Annotated in this window: 12 protein-coding genes; 3 read left to right on the top strand and 9 right to left on the bottom strand. The window is 41.4% G+C overall.

Features of this window, described 5'->3' with window-relative positions; all coding sequences use genetic code 11:
• Window positions 1–102: 102 nt before the first annotated feature.
• Window positions 103–690 carry a hypothetical protein gene (locus PR675_RS18150; RefSeq protein WP_004925899.1) on the bottom strand — a complete coding sequence of 196 codons (588 nt, stop codon included), beginning with the start codon at window positions 688–690 and terminating at the stop codon, window positions 103–105.
• A gap of 54 nt (window positions 691–744) precedes the next feature.
• Complete coding sequence (gene metH, locus PR675_RS18145) at window positions 745–4,410, bottom strand: methionine synthase (RefSeq protein WP_060560933.1); 3,666 nt, start codon at window positions 4,408–4,410, stop codon at window positions 745–747.
• 227 nt (window positions 4,411–4,637) lie between these two features.
• On the opposite strand from metH, the gene iclR reads away from it, so the two are divergent.
• Window positions 4,638–5,468, top strand: a complete 831-nt coding sequence (gene iclR, locus PR675_RS18140) for a glyoxylate bypass operon transcriptional repressor IclR (protein WP_004925895.1) — start codon at window positions 4,638–4,640, stop codon at window positions 5,466–5,468.
• An 18-nt stretch (window positions 5,469–5,486) separates the two neighbouring features.
• Here the strand turns inward: iclR and PR675_RS18135 are convergent, their stop codons facing one another.
• The 3 genes from PR675_RS18135 to PR675_RS18125 form a co-directional block, all read right to left on the bottom strand.
• On the bottom strand, window positions 5,487–6,371 hold the full coding sequence (locus PR675_RS18135; RefSeq protein ID WP_036942107.1) for an N-acetylmuramoyl-L-alanine amidase: 885 nt from the start codon (window positions 6,369–6,371) through the stop codon (window positions 5,487–5,489).
• Window positions 6,372–7,288: 917 nt separating this feature from the next.
• Window positions 7,289–7,564 carry a helix-turn-helix domain-containing protein gene (locus PR675_RS18130; protein ID WP_004925889.1) on the bottom strand — a complete coding sequence of 92 codons (276 nt, stop codon included), beginning with the start codon at window positions 7,562–7,564 and terminating at the stop codon, window positions 7,289–7,291.
• Between the two features lie 471 nt (window positions 7,565–8,035).
• On the bottom strand, window positions 8,036–8,824 hold the full coding sequence (locus PR675_RS18125) for an N-acetylmuramoyl-L-alanine amidase-like domain-containing protein (RefSeq protein WP_004925887.1): 789 nt from the start codon (window positions 8,822–8,824) through the stop codon (window positions 8,036–8,038).
• Window positions 8,825–9,181: 357 nt separating this feature from the next.
• On the opposite strand from PR675_RS18125, the gene edd reads away from it, so the two are divergent.
• On the top strand, window positions 9,182–10,978 hold the full coding sequence (edd, locus tag PR675_RS18120) for a phosphogluconate dehydratase (protein ID WP_400494682.1): 1,797 nt from the start codon (window positions 9,182–9,184) through the stop codon (window positions 10,976–10,978).
• Between the two features lie 25 nt (window positions 10,979–11,003).
• Window positions 11,004–11,645, top strand: a complete 642-nt coding sequence (locus PR675_RS18115; protein ID WP_004925885.1) for a bifunctional 4-hydroxy-2-oxoglutarate aldolase/2-dehydro-3-deoxy-phosphogluconate aldolase — start codon at window positions 11,004–11,006, stop codon at window positions 11,643–11,645.
• A gap of 61 nt (window positions 11,646–11,706) precedes the next feature.
• Here the strand turns inward: PR675_RS18115 and aceK are convergent, their stop codons facing one another.
• The 4 genes from aceK to metA form a co-directional block, all read right to left on the bottom strand.
• Window positions 11,707–13,458: a bifunctional isocitrate dehydrogenase kinase/phosphatase gene (gene aceK / locus PR675_RS18110; protein ID WP_004925884.1), complete on the bottom strand. Its 1,752-nt coding sequence runs from the start codon at window positions 13,456–13,458 to the stop codon at window positions 11,707–11,709.
• A 105-nt stretch (window positions 13,459–13,563) separates the two neighbouring features.
• Window positions 13,564–14,871 (bottom strand): isocitrate lyase, encoded by a 1,308-nt coding sequence (gene aceA / locus PR675_RS18105; RefSeq protein ID WP_004925881.1) that lies wholly within the window; start codon window positions 14,869–14,871, stop codon window positions 13,564–13,566.
• A gap of 53 nt (window positions 14,872–14,924) precedes the next feature.
• Window positions 14,925–16,523 (bottom strand): malate synthase A, encoded by a 1,599-nt coding sequence (aceB, locus tag PR675_RS18100; RefSeq protein WP_014656941.1) that lies wholly within the window; start codon window positions 16,521–16,523, stop codon window positions 14,925–14,927.
• A gap of 354 nt (window positions 16,524–16,877) precedes the next feature.
• The gene (gene metA, locus PR675_RS18095) at window positions 16,878–17,807 is read right to left on the bottom strand and encodes a homoserine O-acetyltransferase MetA (protein WP_014656942.1); all 930 of its coding nucleotides are present in this window, start codon (window positions 17,805–17,807) and stop codon (window positions 16,878–16,880) included.
• Window positions 17,808–18,261 lie beyond the last annotated feature (454 nt).

The following is an 18,261-nucleotide window of genomic DNA, read 5'->3' as shown; positions in this document are numbered from 1 at the left end:
TCATGGAAAAGCATAAGCGTTCAGCTCCTAAAATCAGCAACGAATAATAGAATATTTAGGCATATTTTAGGTGGTGAAAAACCGTTCACCACCTAAAGGGGATTAGTTGACTCGATAACCGCCATGTTTGCTTGCGAATAAATTAAATTTCCCCCATTCCACTAGCATGGATTCCAGCATTTCATGGCTGACCTTACATAGGTTCGCTATTTGTGACACAACAAATTGGTTTTCCCCGATTAATTCAGGGGAGAAAACTTCAGCTATCCAACCACACTCTTTCATGGTGACCAACCAACCGTCATTGGTGGCAAACTTATGCACAGGGATCATTCCCTCTTTCGGGCTTTCTTTCGATAATAATTTATCTTCATCGCGTTGTGCTTGGTGGAATGCGTCAATTTCTTCTTGTGAAGGAACAGGCTCAACCATTTGTGCATCTTCTAAATAAAGATAAATCTCCTCCGCACGAGCCGGTGTCAATTCACTTTTTAGCCAAATTTGATTGAAACAGTGGTCATCTAACATCTCATCGGTATCAAGCTTATCCATGATTTGCAAAATACTCATCATGGCGCTCACCAGATCTTCACTCATGAAAAATGTCTCAGGTGCCGCACTGTTTTGGATTTTATAAGGATAAACTGCCGTGTTCGGCAGCCTATCTTCAATAATAAATTCGTAGCTCATCGTTCAGCCTCTTTAAGTGTCTTACTGATAAGATGGTGCCGATCCTCCGGAAATTCAATCCTCTGGGTCATAGCCTAAATTTGGTGCGAGCCATCTTTCAAGTTCACTGACTGACATTCCCTTACGTTTTGCATAGTCCTCGACCTGATCCCGCTGCACCTGAGCGACGGCAAAATATTTACTTTCAGGGTGGCTGAAATACCAACCTGAAACCGACGCTCCAGGCCACATTGCATAAGAACTGGTTAATTGCATACCGATTTGATTTTCCACATCTAATAACTGCCAAATTTTGGCTTTTTCGGTATGTTCAGGGCAAGCTGGATACCCCGGCGCCGGTCGGATCCCCTGATATTTTTCACGGATCAGCTCATCATTCGGCAAATCCTCGTCAGGGGCATAACCCCAATACTCTTTTCTCACCTGCTGGTGCAAGTATTCCGCAAATGCCTCCGCAAGCCTATCAGCTAACGCCTTCAACATAATTTTATTATAGTCATCATGTTGCTGTTCATATCCATCTGCAAGGGCATCTTCTTCTAACCCCCCCGTAACCGCAAAAGCACCAATATAATCCGCTTTTCCACTGGCTTTAGGGGCGACAAAGTCAGATAAACAGTAGTTAGGAAACTCTTTCTTCTCTGTTTGTTGACGTAGGTTGAGAGCGATAACATCTGCACTATCACGAGCCGAGGAACGATATATTTCAATATCATCCCCTACACTGTTTGCAGGAAATAGACCAAATATGCCTCTTGGCGTCAGGGCATTATCCTTCGCGAGTTGATCTAGCATGTTGTTCGCGTCTTTTAGTAATTTACGCGCCTCTTCACCGACCACCTCATCTTCTAGGATGCGTGGATATTTCCCCGCGAGCGACCATGTCATAAAGAAAGGCGTCCAATCAATATAATGACGTAATGTCTCAATCGATGCTTTGACCTCTTTCACACCAAGGAAACGTGGCACAGGTGGCTGGTAATTTTGCCAATCAATTTTCACTGAGTTAGCGCGAGCAACTTCAAGGGAGACTGGCGGGGTTTTGGGTTTTTTACGTCCATGTTGCTCACGAACGATTTCATATTCACGGCGAGTTCGAGCAACGAACTCCGCTTTTTGTGTTGCGGAAAGTAGCGCGGAAACCACGCCTACAGTGCGCGATGCATTTTGTACATATGTCACTGAGTGGCTGTAATTGGGTTCTATTTTTACTGCCGTGTGAGCTTTTGATGTTGTCGCTCCCCCAATCATCAAAGGGATTGTAAAGCCTTGGCGCTCCATCTCTTTAGCCACATGGACCATCTCATCCAACGAAGGCGTAATTAACCCAGAAAGGCCAATAACATCAACATTCTGCTCACGGGCTGTTTTTAAGATGGTTTCACAAGGTACCATCACGCCCAAGTCAACAATCTCATAGTTATTACACTGTAAAACGACGCCGACAATATTTTTACCTATATCGTGAACATCACCTTTAACGGTCGCTAATAAAATTTTACCCGCGCTGCTACCTGATTGTTTAAGTGCCTGAATATAAGGTTCTAAGTAGGCAACTGCTTGTTTCATCACTCGAGCGGATTTAACAACCTGTGGTAAAAACATTTTCCCTTCACCAAACAAGTCACCCACGACATTCATCCCATTCATCAATGGCCCTTCAATCACTTCAATAGGGCTTGCTGCGAGTTGGCGCGCCTCCTCCGTATCTGGGATGATAAATTCGGTGATCCCTTTAACTAACGCATATTCTAAACGCTTTTCGACAGCCCAAGAGCGCCATTCAGCCTGTTGAACTTGCTGCTCCTCACTGCCTGATGCACGATATTTTTCCGCTAATTCCAACAGGCGTTCAGTGCTATCCTCACGGCGGTTTAAGATCACATCTTCGACCGCATCTTTTAACTCTTTAGGCAGATCATCATAGATAGCTAACTGCCCCGCATTGACGATCCCCATATCCATGCCATTACGGATAGCATAATAGAGGAACACAGCATGGATCGCTTCACGAACGGGATCATTGCCTCTGAATGAAAACGACACGTTAGAGACACCACCAGAGATCATCGCATGTGGAAGCTGCTGCTTAATATCCTGACAAACTTCAATAAAATCGACAGCATAGTTATTATGTTCTTCAATACCTGTCGCGACGGCAAAAATATTTGGATCAAAAATAATATCTTCTGGAGGGAAACCGACCGTGTCAGTCAATACGTGATAGGCACGACGACAAATTTCGATTTTTCGTTCGCGGGTATCAGCTTGGCCTACCTCATCAAATGCCATCACAATGACTGCGGCACCATATTTACGCACCAATTTGGCATGTTCGATAAAGGCACTTTCCCCCTCCTTCATCGAAATTGAGTTCACAATGCCTTTGCCTTGAATGCATTTCAGCCCTTTTTCGATAACATCCCATTTTGAAGAGTCGATCATAATGGGAACACGGGCAATATCAGGTTCGCCAGCAATTAAATTAAGAAAACGCACCATCGCCGCTTCCGAATCCAACATCCCTTCATCCATGTTGATATCGATAATCTGTGCGCCGTTTTCCACTTGCTGGCGAGCAATATCTAATGCCTCTTGGTAGTTTCCTTCCTTAATGAGACGTTTAAACTTCGCCGAGCCCGTCACATTCGTACGTTCGCCGACGTTAACAAATAACGAGTCTTTGCCAATATTAAGTGGTTCTAGCCCTGATAAACGGCACTCTACAGGTAACTTTGGTAAGGCGCGCGGCGCAATTCCTTTAACGGCTTCAACAATTTTTTTGATGTGCAACGGTGTCGTACCACAACATCCCCCGACAATATTCAAAAAGCCTGCTTGTGCCCATTCACGAATTTGTTCCGCCATATTTTGTGCATCGAGATCATATTCGCCAAAAGCATTGGGTAAGCCTGCGTTAGGGTGTGCACTGACATAGCACTCCGCAATACGCGATAGTTCAGACACATATTGGCGCAATTCATTTGGCCCTAAAGCACAGTTGAGACCAAAGGATAAAGGTCTAGCATGACGCAATGAGTTATAGAAAGCTTCGGTAGTTTGCCCCGATAGGGTACGCCCAGACGCGTCGGTGATCGTCCCTGAAATCATAACCGGCAGAGTCACTCCCAAGGCTTCAAATTCTGTTTCAACCGCAAAGATCGCCGCTTTTGCATTTAACGTATCAAAAATTGTTTCGATCATGATCAGATCGACACCCCCTTTGATCAAGGCGCGCGTTGATTCACGATAGGCTTCAACTAATTGATCAAAATTGATATTCCGAAATGCGGGGTCGTTAACATCAGGGGAGATCGAGGCTGTGCGGTTAGTCGGTCCCAACACACCAGCAACATAGCGTGGCTGTTCCGGTGTTTTACGTGTCCACTCATCGGCACATTCACGGGCGATACGTGCAGCGGCTTCATTTATTTCGGCAGACAACGATTCCATTTTGTAGTCTGCCATCGCAATCGTTGTTGAGTTAAATGTGTTTGTCTCAACAATATCTGCCCCAACCGCAAAGTATTGATCATGAATATCGCGGATAATTTCAGGCTGAGTCAAAACAAGGAGGTCGTTGTTTCCTTTGAGGTCACAAGGCCAATCCGCAAAGCGTTCACCACGGAATTGTTCTTCGGTTAGCTTATGGCGCTGGATCATCGTCCCCATTGCGCCATCCAGTACTAAGATCCTTTTTTGTAATTCTTGTTCTAACATACTGATTTTATAAACCACTTTCCCTGCCTCCTAAAAAACAACAACCAAAGTCATAAGTTAAATTAGTGCCACATTCATCCTATCATAATTTTTACGTTGAGAATTCCACCTCATGATGAGAGTTTCTCAGGTTGCATAAGATCTAATTTTTCACTGATCCGATGAGTATTTTGAGGTGAAATCATCCATAATAGAAACAAAAATTCATTCCAGTCAGGAGAGACTTAATGGCGACTGCATCAATCAGTAAAAAAATAAAAAAGGCAAAGGGGCCGGCAAGTGGAGCACCTGCGGCAGGTCAAGTCCAGTCATTAAGTCGTGGGCTAACCCTTTTGGAATATATTTCTGAATCAACGGGAGGGATTGCGTTGACCGACCTTGCTCTACAAGCGGGTCTACCTAACTCCACAACCCACCGTTTGCTCATGACACTCGAACAACACGGTTTTGTCCGTCAGACTGGCGATCTCGGCTTATGGGTGATTGCTTCTAATGCGTTTATTATTGGGAGCAGCTTCCTTGAAAGTCGTAACCTACTGGCCTTAGTTCACCCTATTTTACGTCGTTTAATGGAAGAGTCCGGTGAGACCGTCAACCTTGCTATTCTTGACCATAGTGAATTCGACGCAGTCATTGTCGACCAAGTGCAATGTAATGCTTTAATGCGCATGTCTGCCCCTATCGGTGGGAAACTTCCTCTGCATGCTTCCGGTGCAGGTAAAGCATTTATCGCCAACTTACCGGAAGAACAACTCATTCCACTATTGAGTAAAAAAGGGCTTCACGCCTATACACCTTATACTTTAACGACGCCATCTGCCCTTAAAGAAAACCTGCAACAAGCGAAAAAGCAAGGGTTCTCTTATGATGATGAGGAGCACGCTTTAGGACTCAGGTGCATTGGCGCATGTATTTATGATGAACACAAAGAGGCATTTGCTGCCATCTCTATTTCAGGGCCACTTTCACGGATCACCGACGATCGGGTGACTGAACTCGGCGCTATGGTGATCAAAGCCGCCAAAGAGATCAGTCGTGAATATGGCGCGATCCGCTAACCTATAAAAATAAGGTTATTAATTAGTTATATGCTGAACCTGTGGATGCGTAAATGAATTTGTAGATAAGAAACGTGGCATATCACGGTACTTTTCAATAAGCGCTAACGCAATTGCCTCAGTTTCAGCATCGGCTTTTCCATCAATGTTCCGTGGGCGGAAATGCATTTGGAATGCGCTAATGATCCGTTGCGTCTGCCCATCCAGCTCCCCTGATAGCGGAATTTCCGCATAGCCATAAAACCTTAGCGCCTTCTGCAACAATAGCACATTACTCGGCTCGTCTTTCCCTCTATTCGACAAATAACCTTTTACTGTCGCAGCATCAGGCCATGCGCCAATGCCTTGTTTCGCCAATTCTTCCCATGGAAAGGCTCTACCGGGGTCCTCTTTGCGTAATGGCGCAATATCACTATGCCCGATGATATTTTGCGCAGGGATATTATAGCGCTGCATAATATCTTTCACTAACGGGATTAAAGCTAAAATTTGCGACTGATTAAAAGGAGCCCATATTTTACGGCCATTCTGATCCGTGGAAAAACCTGAATTCACAATTTCAATACCAATTGAAGTATCATTCAAATTACTGCTATTTAGCCAATGGCTATCACCAGCATGCCATGCCTTTAGCGATTCCGGCACTAGCTGTAATACCACGGGCTTATTATTTTCCTGTGAGGGAGTACTTGGGATCAGATAATGGGAGCTCACATTACCTTTAGTGAGCAGATAGATTGATTGATTGTCATCAGACACCGTATAGTGCAAAACCACATATTGGACTCTTTCACTCGTATTGCGTGACGGATAGCGATTATCAACATAGTATCCCTGCCGTGGTGACAGCGTTGAACAACCTGAAATAATAAAAACCATTAGAATTAATAAATAACGGATCATTCAATCTGTCCTTATAGCCCCTATGTTAAATTGACAGGCATTCTACCTATTTATTTGTTTACAAAGAATACACAAAATAAAAATAGACGATTATCTAAGCTAAATCGCCAAGAAAAATAGGGCATTATCCATATTAAAAAAAACGATTGAAATACCTTTTTTACCCATGCTTAAGCCAAAATGCGTAACCGTTATTTTGAGCATTTTAACCGTTCGATTCAGGCTATCATATACACGGAAAATGCTTTATAGCCTGCACGGCATCCTTACCTTAAATGGGTTGATTATTTTATCTCTAATTTGTTTCAAAAGAATTTAGCATAAGTTTAATTCATTGGTTTAGGTTACCATTATCAATCTAGTTACTATTTTACTTTAATCAAATATAGCCTTTATTTGGTTAATAGTTAAAACCAAAACCTAATAAAAGGGTAAAAATACGAAAACGGTCTGGTTTCTTTAAAATCAAATTATCAAAAATTGATATGATAGATGATTAATTTTAGAATAATTTATAATTAATCTGATAAAAAATAATCAATCGGAATACTTTATTAAGTATAAACCACATGTTTATTTATCTAGTCTTGATAGTTCAGATATAAGTTGACCTTCAATCGCGATTATTTATCCGATGTATAACGAAAGAGTCATGGATGACTAAGGTAAATAAGCATACCTTGAGTGATATATTCACCAATTATATTAGTATATTTTACAGTTTGAGTGGGTAACCGATAATTTAATACCAGTTACCCATAGAGGTGCTCGAACACATATTACGCGTTGATAACTAGTCACATTGACTATATTAGATTAAAATTATTAACAAAGTTTTAGTCTTTATCAGAACAGCCTAAAAATTCCTCTAATAAATTAGAGAATCTCGTCAGACCTCCTAATCTCAAATAAATTTCCTATTCTATTGATGTATAGAAAGTTCGCTTCTCATGTTCAACTTCTGTCGTAATAATCCTCACAATATCTTTAACATCGATATCTAAAAATACAATAATTTCAATAAGTTTATCTAAACTCAATTTATTTACGCCACGCTCATAACGCGAGATTTGTTGCTGACTTAAATTAATAATATTTGCTAATTCGTGACCAGATAATCCTCTTTTCATTCTTGCTTGACGCAAATGGTGACCTAATAAAGCATACACATCTTCTCTTTTTTTTATCGCCATATCCCTCTCCTAGAAAAGGAAATAATATTATTTTATTAGCCCAACTATTATAGAATTTCCCCCCCTCTTTAAAAATAGTTATCAGCAATCAAAATTTAACATATTGATAGTTAATAGTTATCATTCATTTTATTAAACAAATTTATTCCTTTTTTAAAAAAGCAATTCATTGCTTTTTAATCATTTTTTTATTTTTATCACGCCTACAATTAGTTTTATAGTTAATTATTTATACTTAATATTTTAATAACTATTTACACTTTAAATAACTCTAGAAATAGTTAGACACTTTAAACAATATTTAGAATTCCTGAAAAATGAGTAACAACAATCCATAATATGAGGTAGATCATAATTTATGAATTAAATATTAAATTAAATCCAATTCAAATTGAATACAGTCAGCTCCATAAAGATATATTTAAAGCTGTAAATTTAACTAATGGCGATATCAGAACTTGAAGTAATCCCCTAATATCCGGTCGATGAGTCTACTGTGGATCTGACGACAATGATCCCAGCCTTACCACGCAAATAGCGCATTAACTCTATATCCATAACTTGCAAATTAAGTTTTAATGAGGAAGCATTTCTAAAATAAATTTTACCGCCCTGACGAATAGCAATCCCAACGTGACTTACATCTAGCCCAGCCCGATTAGCATAAATCCCAATATAATCCCCTGTCTGTAGCGCATCCAACACAGCCTCATCGATATACTCTGTCGGTATATAGCTGACTACGCGTTTCGTTACCGGTAGACCTTGAATAAAGCGCTGCCCATGACTTTTTAAATTAAGATTTTTATACACCTGAACTGCGTTAGGGCTGATGGTTTGGGTGATATCAAACACCATACCGTCGTTTTGATACAACCAATCGGTGAAAAAATGCCGTCGATTCACATAGGAGATATTATCTTGCGTATAACGGATATTTTTTAGATTATGAATAAAATCATCATAATTCTCTGATCTTTTAAATGCTTCTGTATATTCAATAAAAGTCATGCAATCCATTGATTTTAAATTTATAACCAACGTTTCTTTCGCCGAAAAAGAAGCGTTCAACGTGTGACTGTTATAAGGCGTGCCTAGCAATGTTTCCGTTATCACTTTAACCCGCTGCTCTTCATTCAGTCCTTTTGTACGTTGCTGAATATCATTGAGTATTGATAGCGAGCCTGATTCCAATACCGTCTCTGCATATGTTAAAGACGATGTGAACAGTAATGCCACTGCAATAAACCGTTTTAGCATGAATCCCCGACTATAGACCTTCTTTCTCAATCAATGTGTAAGCCTATTACTAGACCACAAATCATTCACAAAATTCAGCCTATTAATCGAAAACAGCACAATTTTCCCTCAATCAACAAGTCAAGCAATCTTGATTCAGATCACAGATACTTCGAAATCTGTCCACGATCCATTGCAACTCTATGCATTTCAATTAACAATGTTACCGGTAACATACCGCTAAACAAATAAAGTCTCTTCAGCGCCCTTATTTGATAAATGCGTGTTGGTAGATAAAAAGTCTCTGTGATGAGGTTAGTAATTATGAGCAATTCCAATAAGATAGAGAACGGTTATTCCTCCGTTCATCCTGAAATAATGCGGATCACCAAACGTATTATCGCTCGCTCAAAAAAAACAAGAGAGCATTACCTACACAAAATTGAGCAAGCACGTAGTACAACCGTTCATCGTGCAGAACTTGCTTGTGGTAACCTCGCTCATGGATTTGCAGCCTGCCAACCTGAAGATAAAGAGATCCTCAAAAGCATGACACGCTCTGATATTGCGATCATTAACTCTTATAATGATATGCTGTCAGCTCACCGCCCCTATGACAATTACCCTGAGCGTCTGAAAAAAGCGTTACTCGAATCGGGTGCTATTGGACAAGTTGCCGCTGGCGTGCCTGCAATGTGTGATGGTGTAACTCAAGGGCAAGATGGCATGGAATTGTCTCTGCTAAGCCGTGATGTGATTGCAATGTCTACCGCAATTGGCCTTTCACATAATATGTTTGACGGCGCGTTATACCTTGGGATCTGCGATAAAATTGTGCCCGGTCTCATGATTGGTGCCTTGTCCTTTGGTCACCTTCCCGCTATTTTTGTTCCTGCCGGTCCAATGGCAACAGGGTTACCGAATAAAGAAAAAGTCCGCATCCGCCAGCTATATGTCGAAGGCAAAGTAGATAGAAACGCGCTATTAGAAGCTGAAGCTGCCTCTTATCATGGTATTGGCACCTGTACCTTTTACGGTACCGCAAACTCTAACCAAATGGTCATGGAGGTTATGGGGCTACATTTACCGGGGGCCTCTTTTGTTCAGCCGGATACCCCTTTACGCGACGCCTTAACCGAGGCAGCAGCACGCCAAATTACTCGTTTAACCGAACAATCAGGTAATTACCTGCCAATAGGCCAATTAATTGACGAAAAGGTCATTGTGAATGGTATTATCGCCTTACTTGCAACTGGCGGTTCAACTAATTTAACTATGCACCTAGTGGCTATTGCACGAGCAGCAGGGATCATCATTAATTGGGATGATTTCTCTGAGCTATCAGCAGTGATCCCATTAATCTGCCGCATTTACCCCAATGGTCAAGCAGATATAAATCAATTTCAAGCCGCAGGCGGAGTACCTCTCCTTATCCGCCAGCTCTTATCCAAAGGATTACTCCATCACGACGTTCATACTGTTGCTGGTGATGGCCTCTCGCGCTATACCATGGAACCTTGGCTAGACAACGGTCATTTAGCGTGGCGTGACGGCCCCGATACCTCCTTTGACTTGAACGTCATCGCAGATATTAATCAGCCATTTTCCCATCATGGTGGTACAAAAGTTTTATCGGGGAATTTAGGACGCGCCGTCATGAAAACCTCCGCAATACCGGAAGCGAATCAAATCATTGAAGCTCCTGCTGTCGTCTTCAATAACCAACACGATATTTTGCCGCTGTTTGAGTCTGGGGAATTAGATCGTGATTGCGTCATTGTTGTCCGTTTCCAAGGCCCATCTGCAAATGGTATGCCTGAACTCCATAAACTCATGCCTCCATTAGGGGTTCTTATGGATAGAGGTTATAAAGTTGCACTAGTAACAGACGGTCGATTATCCGGCGCATCAGGTAAGGTTCCTTCGGCCATCCATGTCACCCCGGAAGCACATAATGGCGGTTTACTGGCTAAGGTGGAAAATGGCGATATCATTCGTGTGAATGGTGTAACGGGTGAATTGACTCTGCGAGTCGATGAACCAACACTCGCCGCTCGTCAGGCTTATCAACCAGATTTAAGTGCCCAACGTTCAGGCTGTGGTCGAGAGCTCTTTAGTGCATTAAGAAACCACTTCTCGGGTGCCGAAGAAGGGGCTTGTAGTCTCGATTTTTAACTCCTTCAGTGAATAGGAAAAGATTATGCATAATTGGAAATTAGCTGCTGCAGATGTACTCAATGCAGGCCCTGTCGTTCCCGTCATTGTGATCAATAAACTTGAACAGGCGGTTCCTCTCGCAAAAGCACTGGTAAAAGGGGGAATTAGAGTACTTGAAGTGACACTGCGTACTGAGTGTGCCATTGATGCAATTCGTCTTATTGCCAATGAAGTGCCCGAGGCGATGATCGGAGCAGGCACTGTGATTAATGCTCAACAACTCACTGCCGTCACTGAGGCTGGCGCCCAATTCGCTATTAGCCCAGGTCTTACCGAAGAGTTACTCAGTGCAGCAACAAAAGGTTGTATCCCTCTAATTCCAGGTATATCAACCGTTTCAGAATTAATGCTCGGTATGAATTATGGCTTAAAAGAGTTTAAATTCTTCCCTGCCGAAGCCAATGGCGGTGTAAAAGCATTAAAGGCAATTGCCGGCCCCTTCTCACAAGTTAAATTTTGTCCAACGGGTGGAATATCGCCAGCTAACTACCGCGATTACCTCGCCTTGAAAAGTGTATTATGTATCGGTGGTTCATGGTTAGTGCCAGAAGATGCCCTTGAAGCCGGTGATTATCAACGAATCACTCAATTGGCAGAAGAAGCGATTAAAGGCGCTCAGCAATAATTAAATTTGATATATCAATATGAGCCAGAGTATCCCAATACTGTGGCTCTATTTGCTTAACTCAGCCACTAAGTCGCTGCATTGGCTCCTGTCCAAAACGTAAACTAAAGCGCAAATCTTCTCGATAAGCATAGACGTCCTCGATATAGCCGCTGCGGATCCTATTTTGTAAGCCTTGCCAATATTCTGCCGTAAATAAGTTGGCATGCCGCTTCTGTAAATAACCGCGTATTTTAGGGTCTTGGCATAAAAATAACGCAAACTCCTCTGGAAAAACATCCTGCTCTCCCACGCTGTACCAAGGCTCCCCCGAAAGTTCTTGCTCTGGGTACATAGGTTCAGGGATCTTCCTAAAATTTACTTCGGTCATATAGCAAATTTCATCATAGTCATAAAAAACAACGCGGCCATGACGTGTCACACCAAAATTTTTAAATAACATATCGCCTGGAAAAATATTTGCTGCCGCTAGCTGTTTTATCGCCTGACCATACTCATCAATCACATGATGTAATTGCGCTTCGTCAGCCTCATCCATATAAATATTTAATGGCGTCATCTTCCGTTCCATATACAAATGACGGATCAATATTTTGTCGCCTAAATCTTCTATCAGGGAAGGGGCTTCCTTAAGTAATTCCGCCATCAGTTCATCACTGATATAACGCTTTTCAATAATAAAGTTTTCAAATTCTTGGGTATCCGCCATTCGCCCAACCCTATCGTGTTCTTTAACAAGCCGATAGCACTCCTGTACACGTTCCCTCGTGACCTCTTTTTGTGGAGCAAACTCATCTTTAATCAATTTAAATACGCGATCAAAAGAAGGCGAAGTGAATACCAACATTACCATTCCCTTCACACCAGGCGCTATCGTGAACTGTTCTCGAGAAAAATTAATAAAAGCCAGATATTCACGATAGTACTCCGTCTTTCCATGTTTTTGGCAGCCAATTGCCATATACAGTTCAGCAATAGATTTACTCGGTAAAATTTCCCGTAACCAAAAAACCAATGCGGCTGGAAATGGGGCATAAACCATAAAATAAGAGCGAGCAAAACCAAAGACGATGCTGGCTTCATCAAACCCCGTTAAACAGGTATCAACATAAATTTTGTGGTCAGCGTCATGATGAATAGGTAATAAAAAGGGGTGAACTTCATTATTAATGACCAATTTTCCCACCAGCCACGCTGCCTTATTTCTATAAAACAATTCATTCGCAATCTGGAAAGTAACCGTTTCATTGCGAATATTAGGGAATCGTTCTATTAGGCTCTCAACAATACATTGCACATCCCAACTTAAAGAGCGCCACTGCAAACGTAGCGGCAATGCACTTAGCACTTCTTCCAGTACATTAAACAAACTGTCTTTAACCGGATATTCTCGAGCTAATGGCCTAGGCAGGTCACTAAAACGCCGAGCTGGCTGAGAGGTAAAAATAAATAAGTTGTCTTGCGTCAGTTCCCGATGCTGGAACAAACGACAATACACCGAATTAAAAAAACTTTCTGCAATCTCAAAACGCGGGTAATGCGGTAACAATGCCGTGTATACCCGTTTAATATTCGAAAGCATTTCTGGCGTTAATGACTGAACCAAACCCATAAATTGTAACTGAGCCACGACTAACCCTACATGGTGGTCATACAACTGTATTCTTTGTTTCATCGCATCTTGAATAGCATGCCAATCTGCCCGTTCAAATCGTTCCTGTGCACCTGATGTAATCTCTAAAAAACGACCATACTGAGCATCAAAACCTTGTAAAATGGTTTGAGAAATTATCTGTTCAGTCGATAGTGTCATAGTAGCTCCTGACAAAAAACGGCACTCGAAAGTGCCGGTAAAACAAAAAACAGATACATATGAACAAAAGAAAAATATGCGCGGCTTAATGAAAGAAATTTCTGGTTAAAACTGCTCTTCTTCCGTCGAACCTGTCAGCGCAGTGACTGACGATGTTCCACCTTGGATCACAGTCGTTACCTTATCAAAATAACCCGTTCCCACCTCCTGCTGATGCGAAGAGAAGGTATAACCCTTATCAATCGCAGCAAACTCACGCTCCTGAACTTTCTCTACGTAGTGCTTCATACCTTCACCTTGTGCATACGCATGAGCTAAATCAAACATGTTAAACCACATGCTATGAATACCCGCCAATGTGATAAACTGGAAGCGGTAACCCATCGCTGAAAGCTCATCTTGGAAGCGAGCAATCGTCGCATCGTCCAAGTTTCTCTTCCAGTTAAAGGAAGGTGAGCAATTATAAGCCAGTAATTTACCCGGGTATTTCGCGTGGATCGCCTCGGCAAATTGGCGAGCCGCCTCTAAATCAGGTTTTGATGTTTCACACCAGACCAAATCAGCATATGGCGCGTAAGCGAGCCCACGGCTAATGGCTTGCTCAATGCCCGCTTTAGTACGGAAAAAGCCTTCGTTGGTTCTTTCCCCTGTAATAAATTCGGCATCATACGGGTCGCAATCCGACGTTAAAAGATCGGCGGCGTCTGCATCCGTTCTCGCGATTAAAATCGTTGGTACTCCCGACACATCCGCTGCTAAACGAGCCGCAACTAACTTTTGTATCGCCTCTTGGGTTGGTACTAGTACCTTTCCACCCATATGACCACATTTTTTAACCGCCGCGAGCTGATCTTCAAAATGTACGGCAGCAGCTCCCGCTTCAATCATACCTTTCATTAGTTCAAAGGCATTTAGCACCCCACCAAATCCCGCTTCAGCATCAGCAACGATAGGGAGGAAGAAATCAATGTATTCCTTATTTTCTGGCCCAATCCCATTAGCCCATTGAATTTGATCCGCCCGACGGAACGTGTTGTTTATCTTTTTCACGACCGAAGGAACCGAATCGACCGGGTATAACGATTGGTCAGGGTACATACTTGATGCCGTGTTCGCATCCGCTGCCACTTGCCAGCCAGAAAGATAAATAGCTTCAATTCCCGCTTTGGCTTGCTGTAATGCTTGTCCCCCCGTTAAGGCACCTAAGGCATTCACATAACCTTTTTTAGAATGGCCATGGAGTTGATCCCATAACCTTTGTGCCCCTCTGGTCGCTAGAGTATGTTCTGGGTTAACTGAACCACGCAGCTTCACCACTTCTTCAGCACTATAAGGGCGAGTGATCCCTTCCCAACGTGCTTTTTTCCACTCATTCTCTAATTGGGCAATCTGCTCTGCGCGTGATATCGTCATGTTCGTATTCCTTATAATTTAAGTAGGGCCTATCGGAACGGCTTTAATCGTGTTTAATTAATAAATTGGTAACCAGGTATTGTTAAAAACTCAATGAGTTCATCTTGCGTTGTTATTCTTCGCATCAAGTCAGCGGCCTCACGGAAACGACCACTTTGGAACTTCTGATCACCAAGCTCTTTTTGAATGACTTGTAATTCTTCATCTAACATTTCTTCAAAGAGGGCTTTTGTGACTTTTTCACCATTTGAAAGCGACTTACCATGGCGGATCCATTGCCAAATAGAGGTACGAGAAATTTCTGCCGTTGCAGCATCCTCCATTAAGCCATATATCGGTACACAACCATTTCCAGATATCCATGCTTCAATATATTGAACTGCAACTCGGATATTCGCTCGCATACCCGCTTCCGTCCTTTCGCCATCACAAGGCTGCAATAGCTGCTGAGCGGTAATTTCTTCGTCTGAATCGCGCGATACGTGTAATTGGTTTTGGTGTTCGCCCAGTGCTTGGTTAAAAACCGCCATGACGGTGTCTGCTAACCCAGGGTGTGCAACCCATGAGCCATCATGACCATTACGGGCTTCTAATTCCTTATCAGCTTTAACCTTCTCTAAAATAGCTTTATTCTCTTGTGCATCTTTACTTGGAATAAAGGCAGACATCCCCCCCATTGCAAAAGCCCCTCGACGGTGGCAAGTTTTAATCAGCAACCGAGAATAAGCACTTAAAAAAGGTTGTGTCATGGTCACGACTTGGCGATCAGGTAATACCCTATCTGCGTGCTCTTTTAATGTTTTGATATAACTGAAAATATAATCCCAACGGCCACAATTTAGACCAACGATATGCTGGCGCATGTGATACAAGATTTCATCCATCTGAAAAACAGCTGGCAGTGTTTCGATAAGTACGGTGGCCTTAATCGTTCCTCGAGGTAAACCAACAGAGTCTTCGGCCATACTAAATACATCACTCCACCATTGAGCTTCCTGCCAAGACTCAAGTTTGGGTATATAGAAGTAAGGGCCACTTCCTTTTGCTAGTAGCGCTTCATAGTTATGAAAAAAGTAGAGCGCAAAATCGAATAACCCTCCGGGGATTGGTTTACCATCGAGCAAAACATGCTTTTCATCTAAATGCAGACCACGAACACGCGCGATTAATACAGCAGGGTTAGATTTTAATTGGTAAACCTTTCCATTTTCGTTGGTATACGAAATATCGCCTCGAACCGCATCTCTTAAATTAATTTGCCCATCGATCAATTTATCCCATGAAGGGGAGAGTGAATCTTCAAAATCAGCCATAAAAACTTTAACATTGGCATTAAGCGCATTGATCACCATCTTACGCTCTACAGGGCCAGTGATCTCAACTCGGCGATCACGCAAATCCTCAGGGATATTTTGAATTTTCCAATCAGCCTTTTTAATGGAATCACTTTCTGAAATGAAATCAGGCAACATGCCAGAATCTATTTTCTGTTGTCTAACTTGCCTTTCTTTCAATAGCACATCTCTTTTAGCGGAAAACTTTTCTGCCAGATCAGAAAGAAACGCGATAGCTTCAGTCGTTAGCACCTTGCTATCTTGCTGATTAAAACTCTTAGTAAATGTTAATGTTGATGCTGATAATTGCTGATCCATTGGTCGATCCTCTCTCATATCTGCCGATAAATTAAGACTAACTCAAAATAAAAATAAATCAAAAACAGTTTCCATTTTATTTTAATTTAAACACAACATATTGATATATAATAAAATTAACAAGATTACAATTATGATTACAGGTTCCCTTTTCACAACAAAAGATGTTAAAGTTAAGTTAAATCAATGTGTTGTAAAAATAACAATCATTTAATAAAAAACAAAAAAAGCAGCCTCATCAGGGCTGCTTAAATTCTTTAATTAAGATTCAACTTAAATGAAATCGCTGTAATTTATCATTACACTAGGCGAATACGTTGTTATAAGCGTATCTGGCAGTAGATAGGTGGTTTTTTAATCTAACGTCGGCTGCATATGACTAAGATCGAAAGGTGTGATCTGATACACATAATAATTTAACCAATTTGAGAAAAGTAGGTGCCCATGACTACGCCAAGTAATAATGGGATCCTTTTCCGGATTATTTTCCCTAAAATAATTACAGGGGATATTTGGCGAAATTCCAGCATCAACATCGCGCCAATATTCTTGAGCGAGGGTATCCGCATCGTATTCTGGATGACCTGTAACAAAAACTAATCGCTTATCTTTAGATGCAAATAGATAAGCCCCTGCTTCTTGTGAACTAGCTAATATATCCAAATCCGTATGTTTGCGGATCAATGATTCAGGGAAGTCAGCATAGCGTGAATGAGGCGCATAAAAAGATCCATCAAATCCTCGGGTTAATAGGGCAAAAGGCTCAAGCGTATCATGCTGATAAATACCAGATAGCTTTTCTTCCCGTGTCCATTTAGGTAAATCATAAAGCACTTTCAATGCAGCCTGCACCGCCCAGCAAACAAATAGAGTCGAGGTCACATGATCTTTCGCCCAATGAATCACTTTTTCTATTTGCTGCCAATAAGCAACATCACAAAACTCCACTAAACCTAAAGGAGCACCAGTCACAATCAATCCATCAAAATTCTGGTCTTGGATATCCTCAAAGTCACAATAAAAGGTATTCAGATGTTCCGCAGGCGTATTTTTAGATTCACGCTGATCAATTCGCAGTAACTGAATATCAACTTGTAGCGGTGTGTTCGACAGTAAACGTAAAAATTGATTTTCAGTTTCAATTTTCTTAGGCATCAAATTGAGTAGTAACACTTTCAAGGGACGGATCTCCTGAAGGCTTGCTCTTGTCGTTGTCATGACAAAAACATTCTCCTCTCGTAAGAAATTTACCGCTGGCAACTCATCAGGTAAACGAATTGGCATCATCTTCCCCTTTTATACATTTATACGTTTAGACTTCTAGAATGCTAAATAATCTAACCAAAGTTGCCATCATTGTCGAGTCTTTCAACACTAATTGAAATTATTTCAAGTGATTAGATTTGGTACAATTTGATTGCTATATATAGCATGGTTATAACTGTATGATTCTATTTATATTATGATAAAAACTATTCAATTATAAACATCAATATTTATTAGAATTTTTATTTATATCCTATACAGAGACAAAGATACTAAGTACTAGTAATGCTGGCTGGAATCCGCCAAAAATAGAGAAAATGGGAAAAGAAGGGAAGTGATGGAAGGTAAGGTATGAAATAGATGAGGGCTTTGATAAATTTCTTACTAATAATTCTTTAATCTATCTATTGGAATAACCCATATTTGAAAAAATAAGCTGCCTTAAATAAGGGATTAAACTTTATCTTCTCCC

This window comes from Providencia sp. PROV261, assembly GCF_028477945.1.
GTDB classification, from domain to species: Bacteria; Pseudomonadota; Gammaproteobacteria; order Enterobacterales; family Enterobacteriaceae; genus Providencia; species Providencia stuartii.
This window is presented reverse-complemented; position numbering and strand designations above follow the sequence as displayed.

What these genes read in the sequence shown, in the direction of transcription:
- PR675_RS18150 (WP_004925899.1), bottom strand. Translation starts at nt 690, where the DNA reads ATGAGCTACGAATTTATTATTGAAGATAGGCTGCCGAACACGGCAGTT.
- metH (WP_060560933.1), bottom strand. Translation starts at nt 4,410, where the DNA reads ATGTTAGAACAAGAATTACAAAAAAGGATCTTAGTACTGGATGGCGCA.
- iclR (WP_004925895.1), top strand. Translation starts at nt 4,638, where the DNA reads ATGGCGACTGCATCAATCAGTAAAAAAATAAAAAAGGCAAAGGGGCCG.
- PR675_RS18135 (WP_036942107.1), bottom strand. Translation starts at nt 6,371, where the DNA reads ATGATCCGTTATTTATTAATTCTAATGGTTTTTATTATTTCAGGTTGT.
- PR675_RS18130 (WP_004925889.1), bottom strand. Translation starts at nt 7,564, where the DNA reads ATGGCGATAAAAAAAAGAGAAGATGTGTATGCTTTATTAGGTCACCAT.
- PR675_RS18125 (WP_004925887.1), bottom strand. Translation starts at nt 8,824, where the DNA reads ATGCTAAAACGGTTTATTGCAGTGGCATTACTGTTCACATCGTCTTTA.
- edd (WP_400494682.1), top strand. Translation starts at nt 9,182, where the DNA reads ATGCGGATCACCAAACGTATTATCGCTCGCTCAAAAAAAACAAGAGAG.
- PR675_RS18115 (WP_004925885.1), top strand. Translation starts at nt 11,004, where the DNA reads ATGCATAATTGGAAATTAGCTGCTGCAGATGTACTCAATGCAGGCCCT.
- aceK (WP_004925884.1), bottom strand. Translation starts at nt 13,458, where the DNA reads ATGACACTATCGACTGAACAGATAATTTCTCAAACCATTTTACAAGGT.
- aceA (WP_004925881.1), bottom strand. Translation starts at nt 14,871, where the DNA reads ATGACGATATCACGCGCAGAGCAGATTGCCCAATTAGAGAATGAGTGG.
- aceB (WP_014656941.1), bottom strand. Translation starts at nt 16,523, where the DNA reads ATGGATCAGCAATTATCAGCATCAACATTAACATTTACTAAGAGTTTT.
- metA (WP_014656942.1), bottom strand. Translation starts at nt 17,807, where the DNA reads ATGCCAATTCGTTTACCTGATGAGTTGCCAGCGGTAAATTTCTTACGA.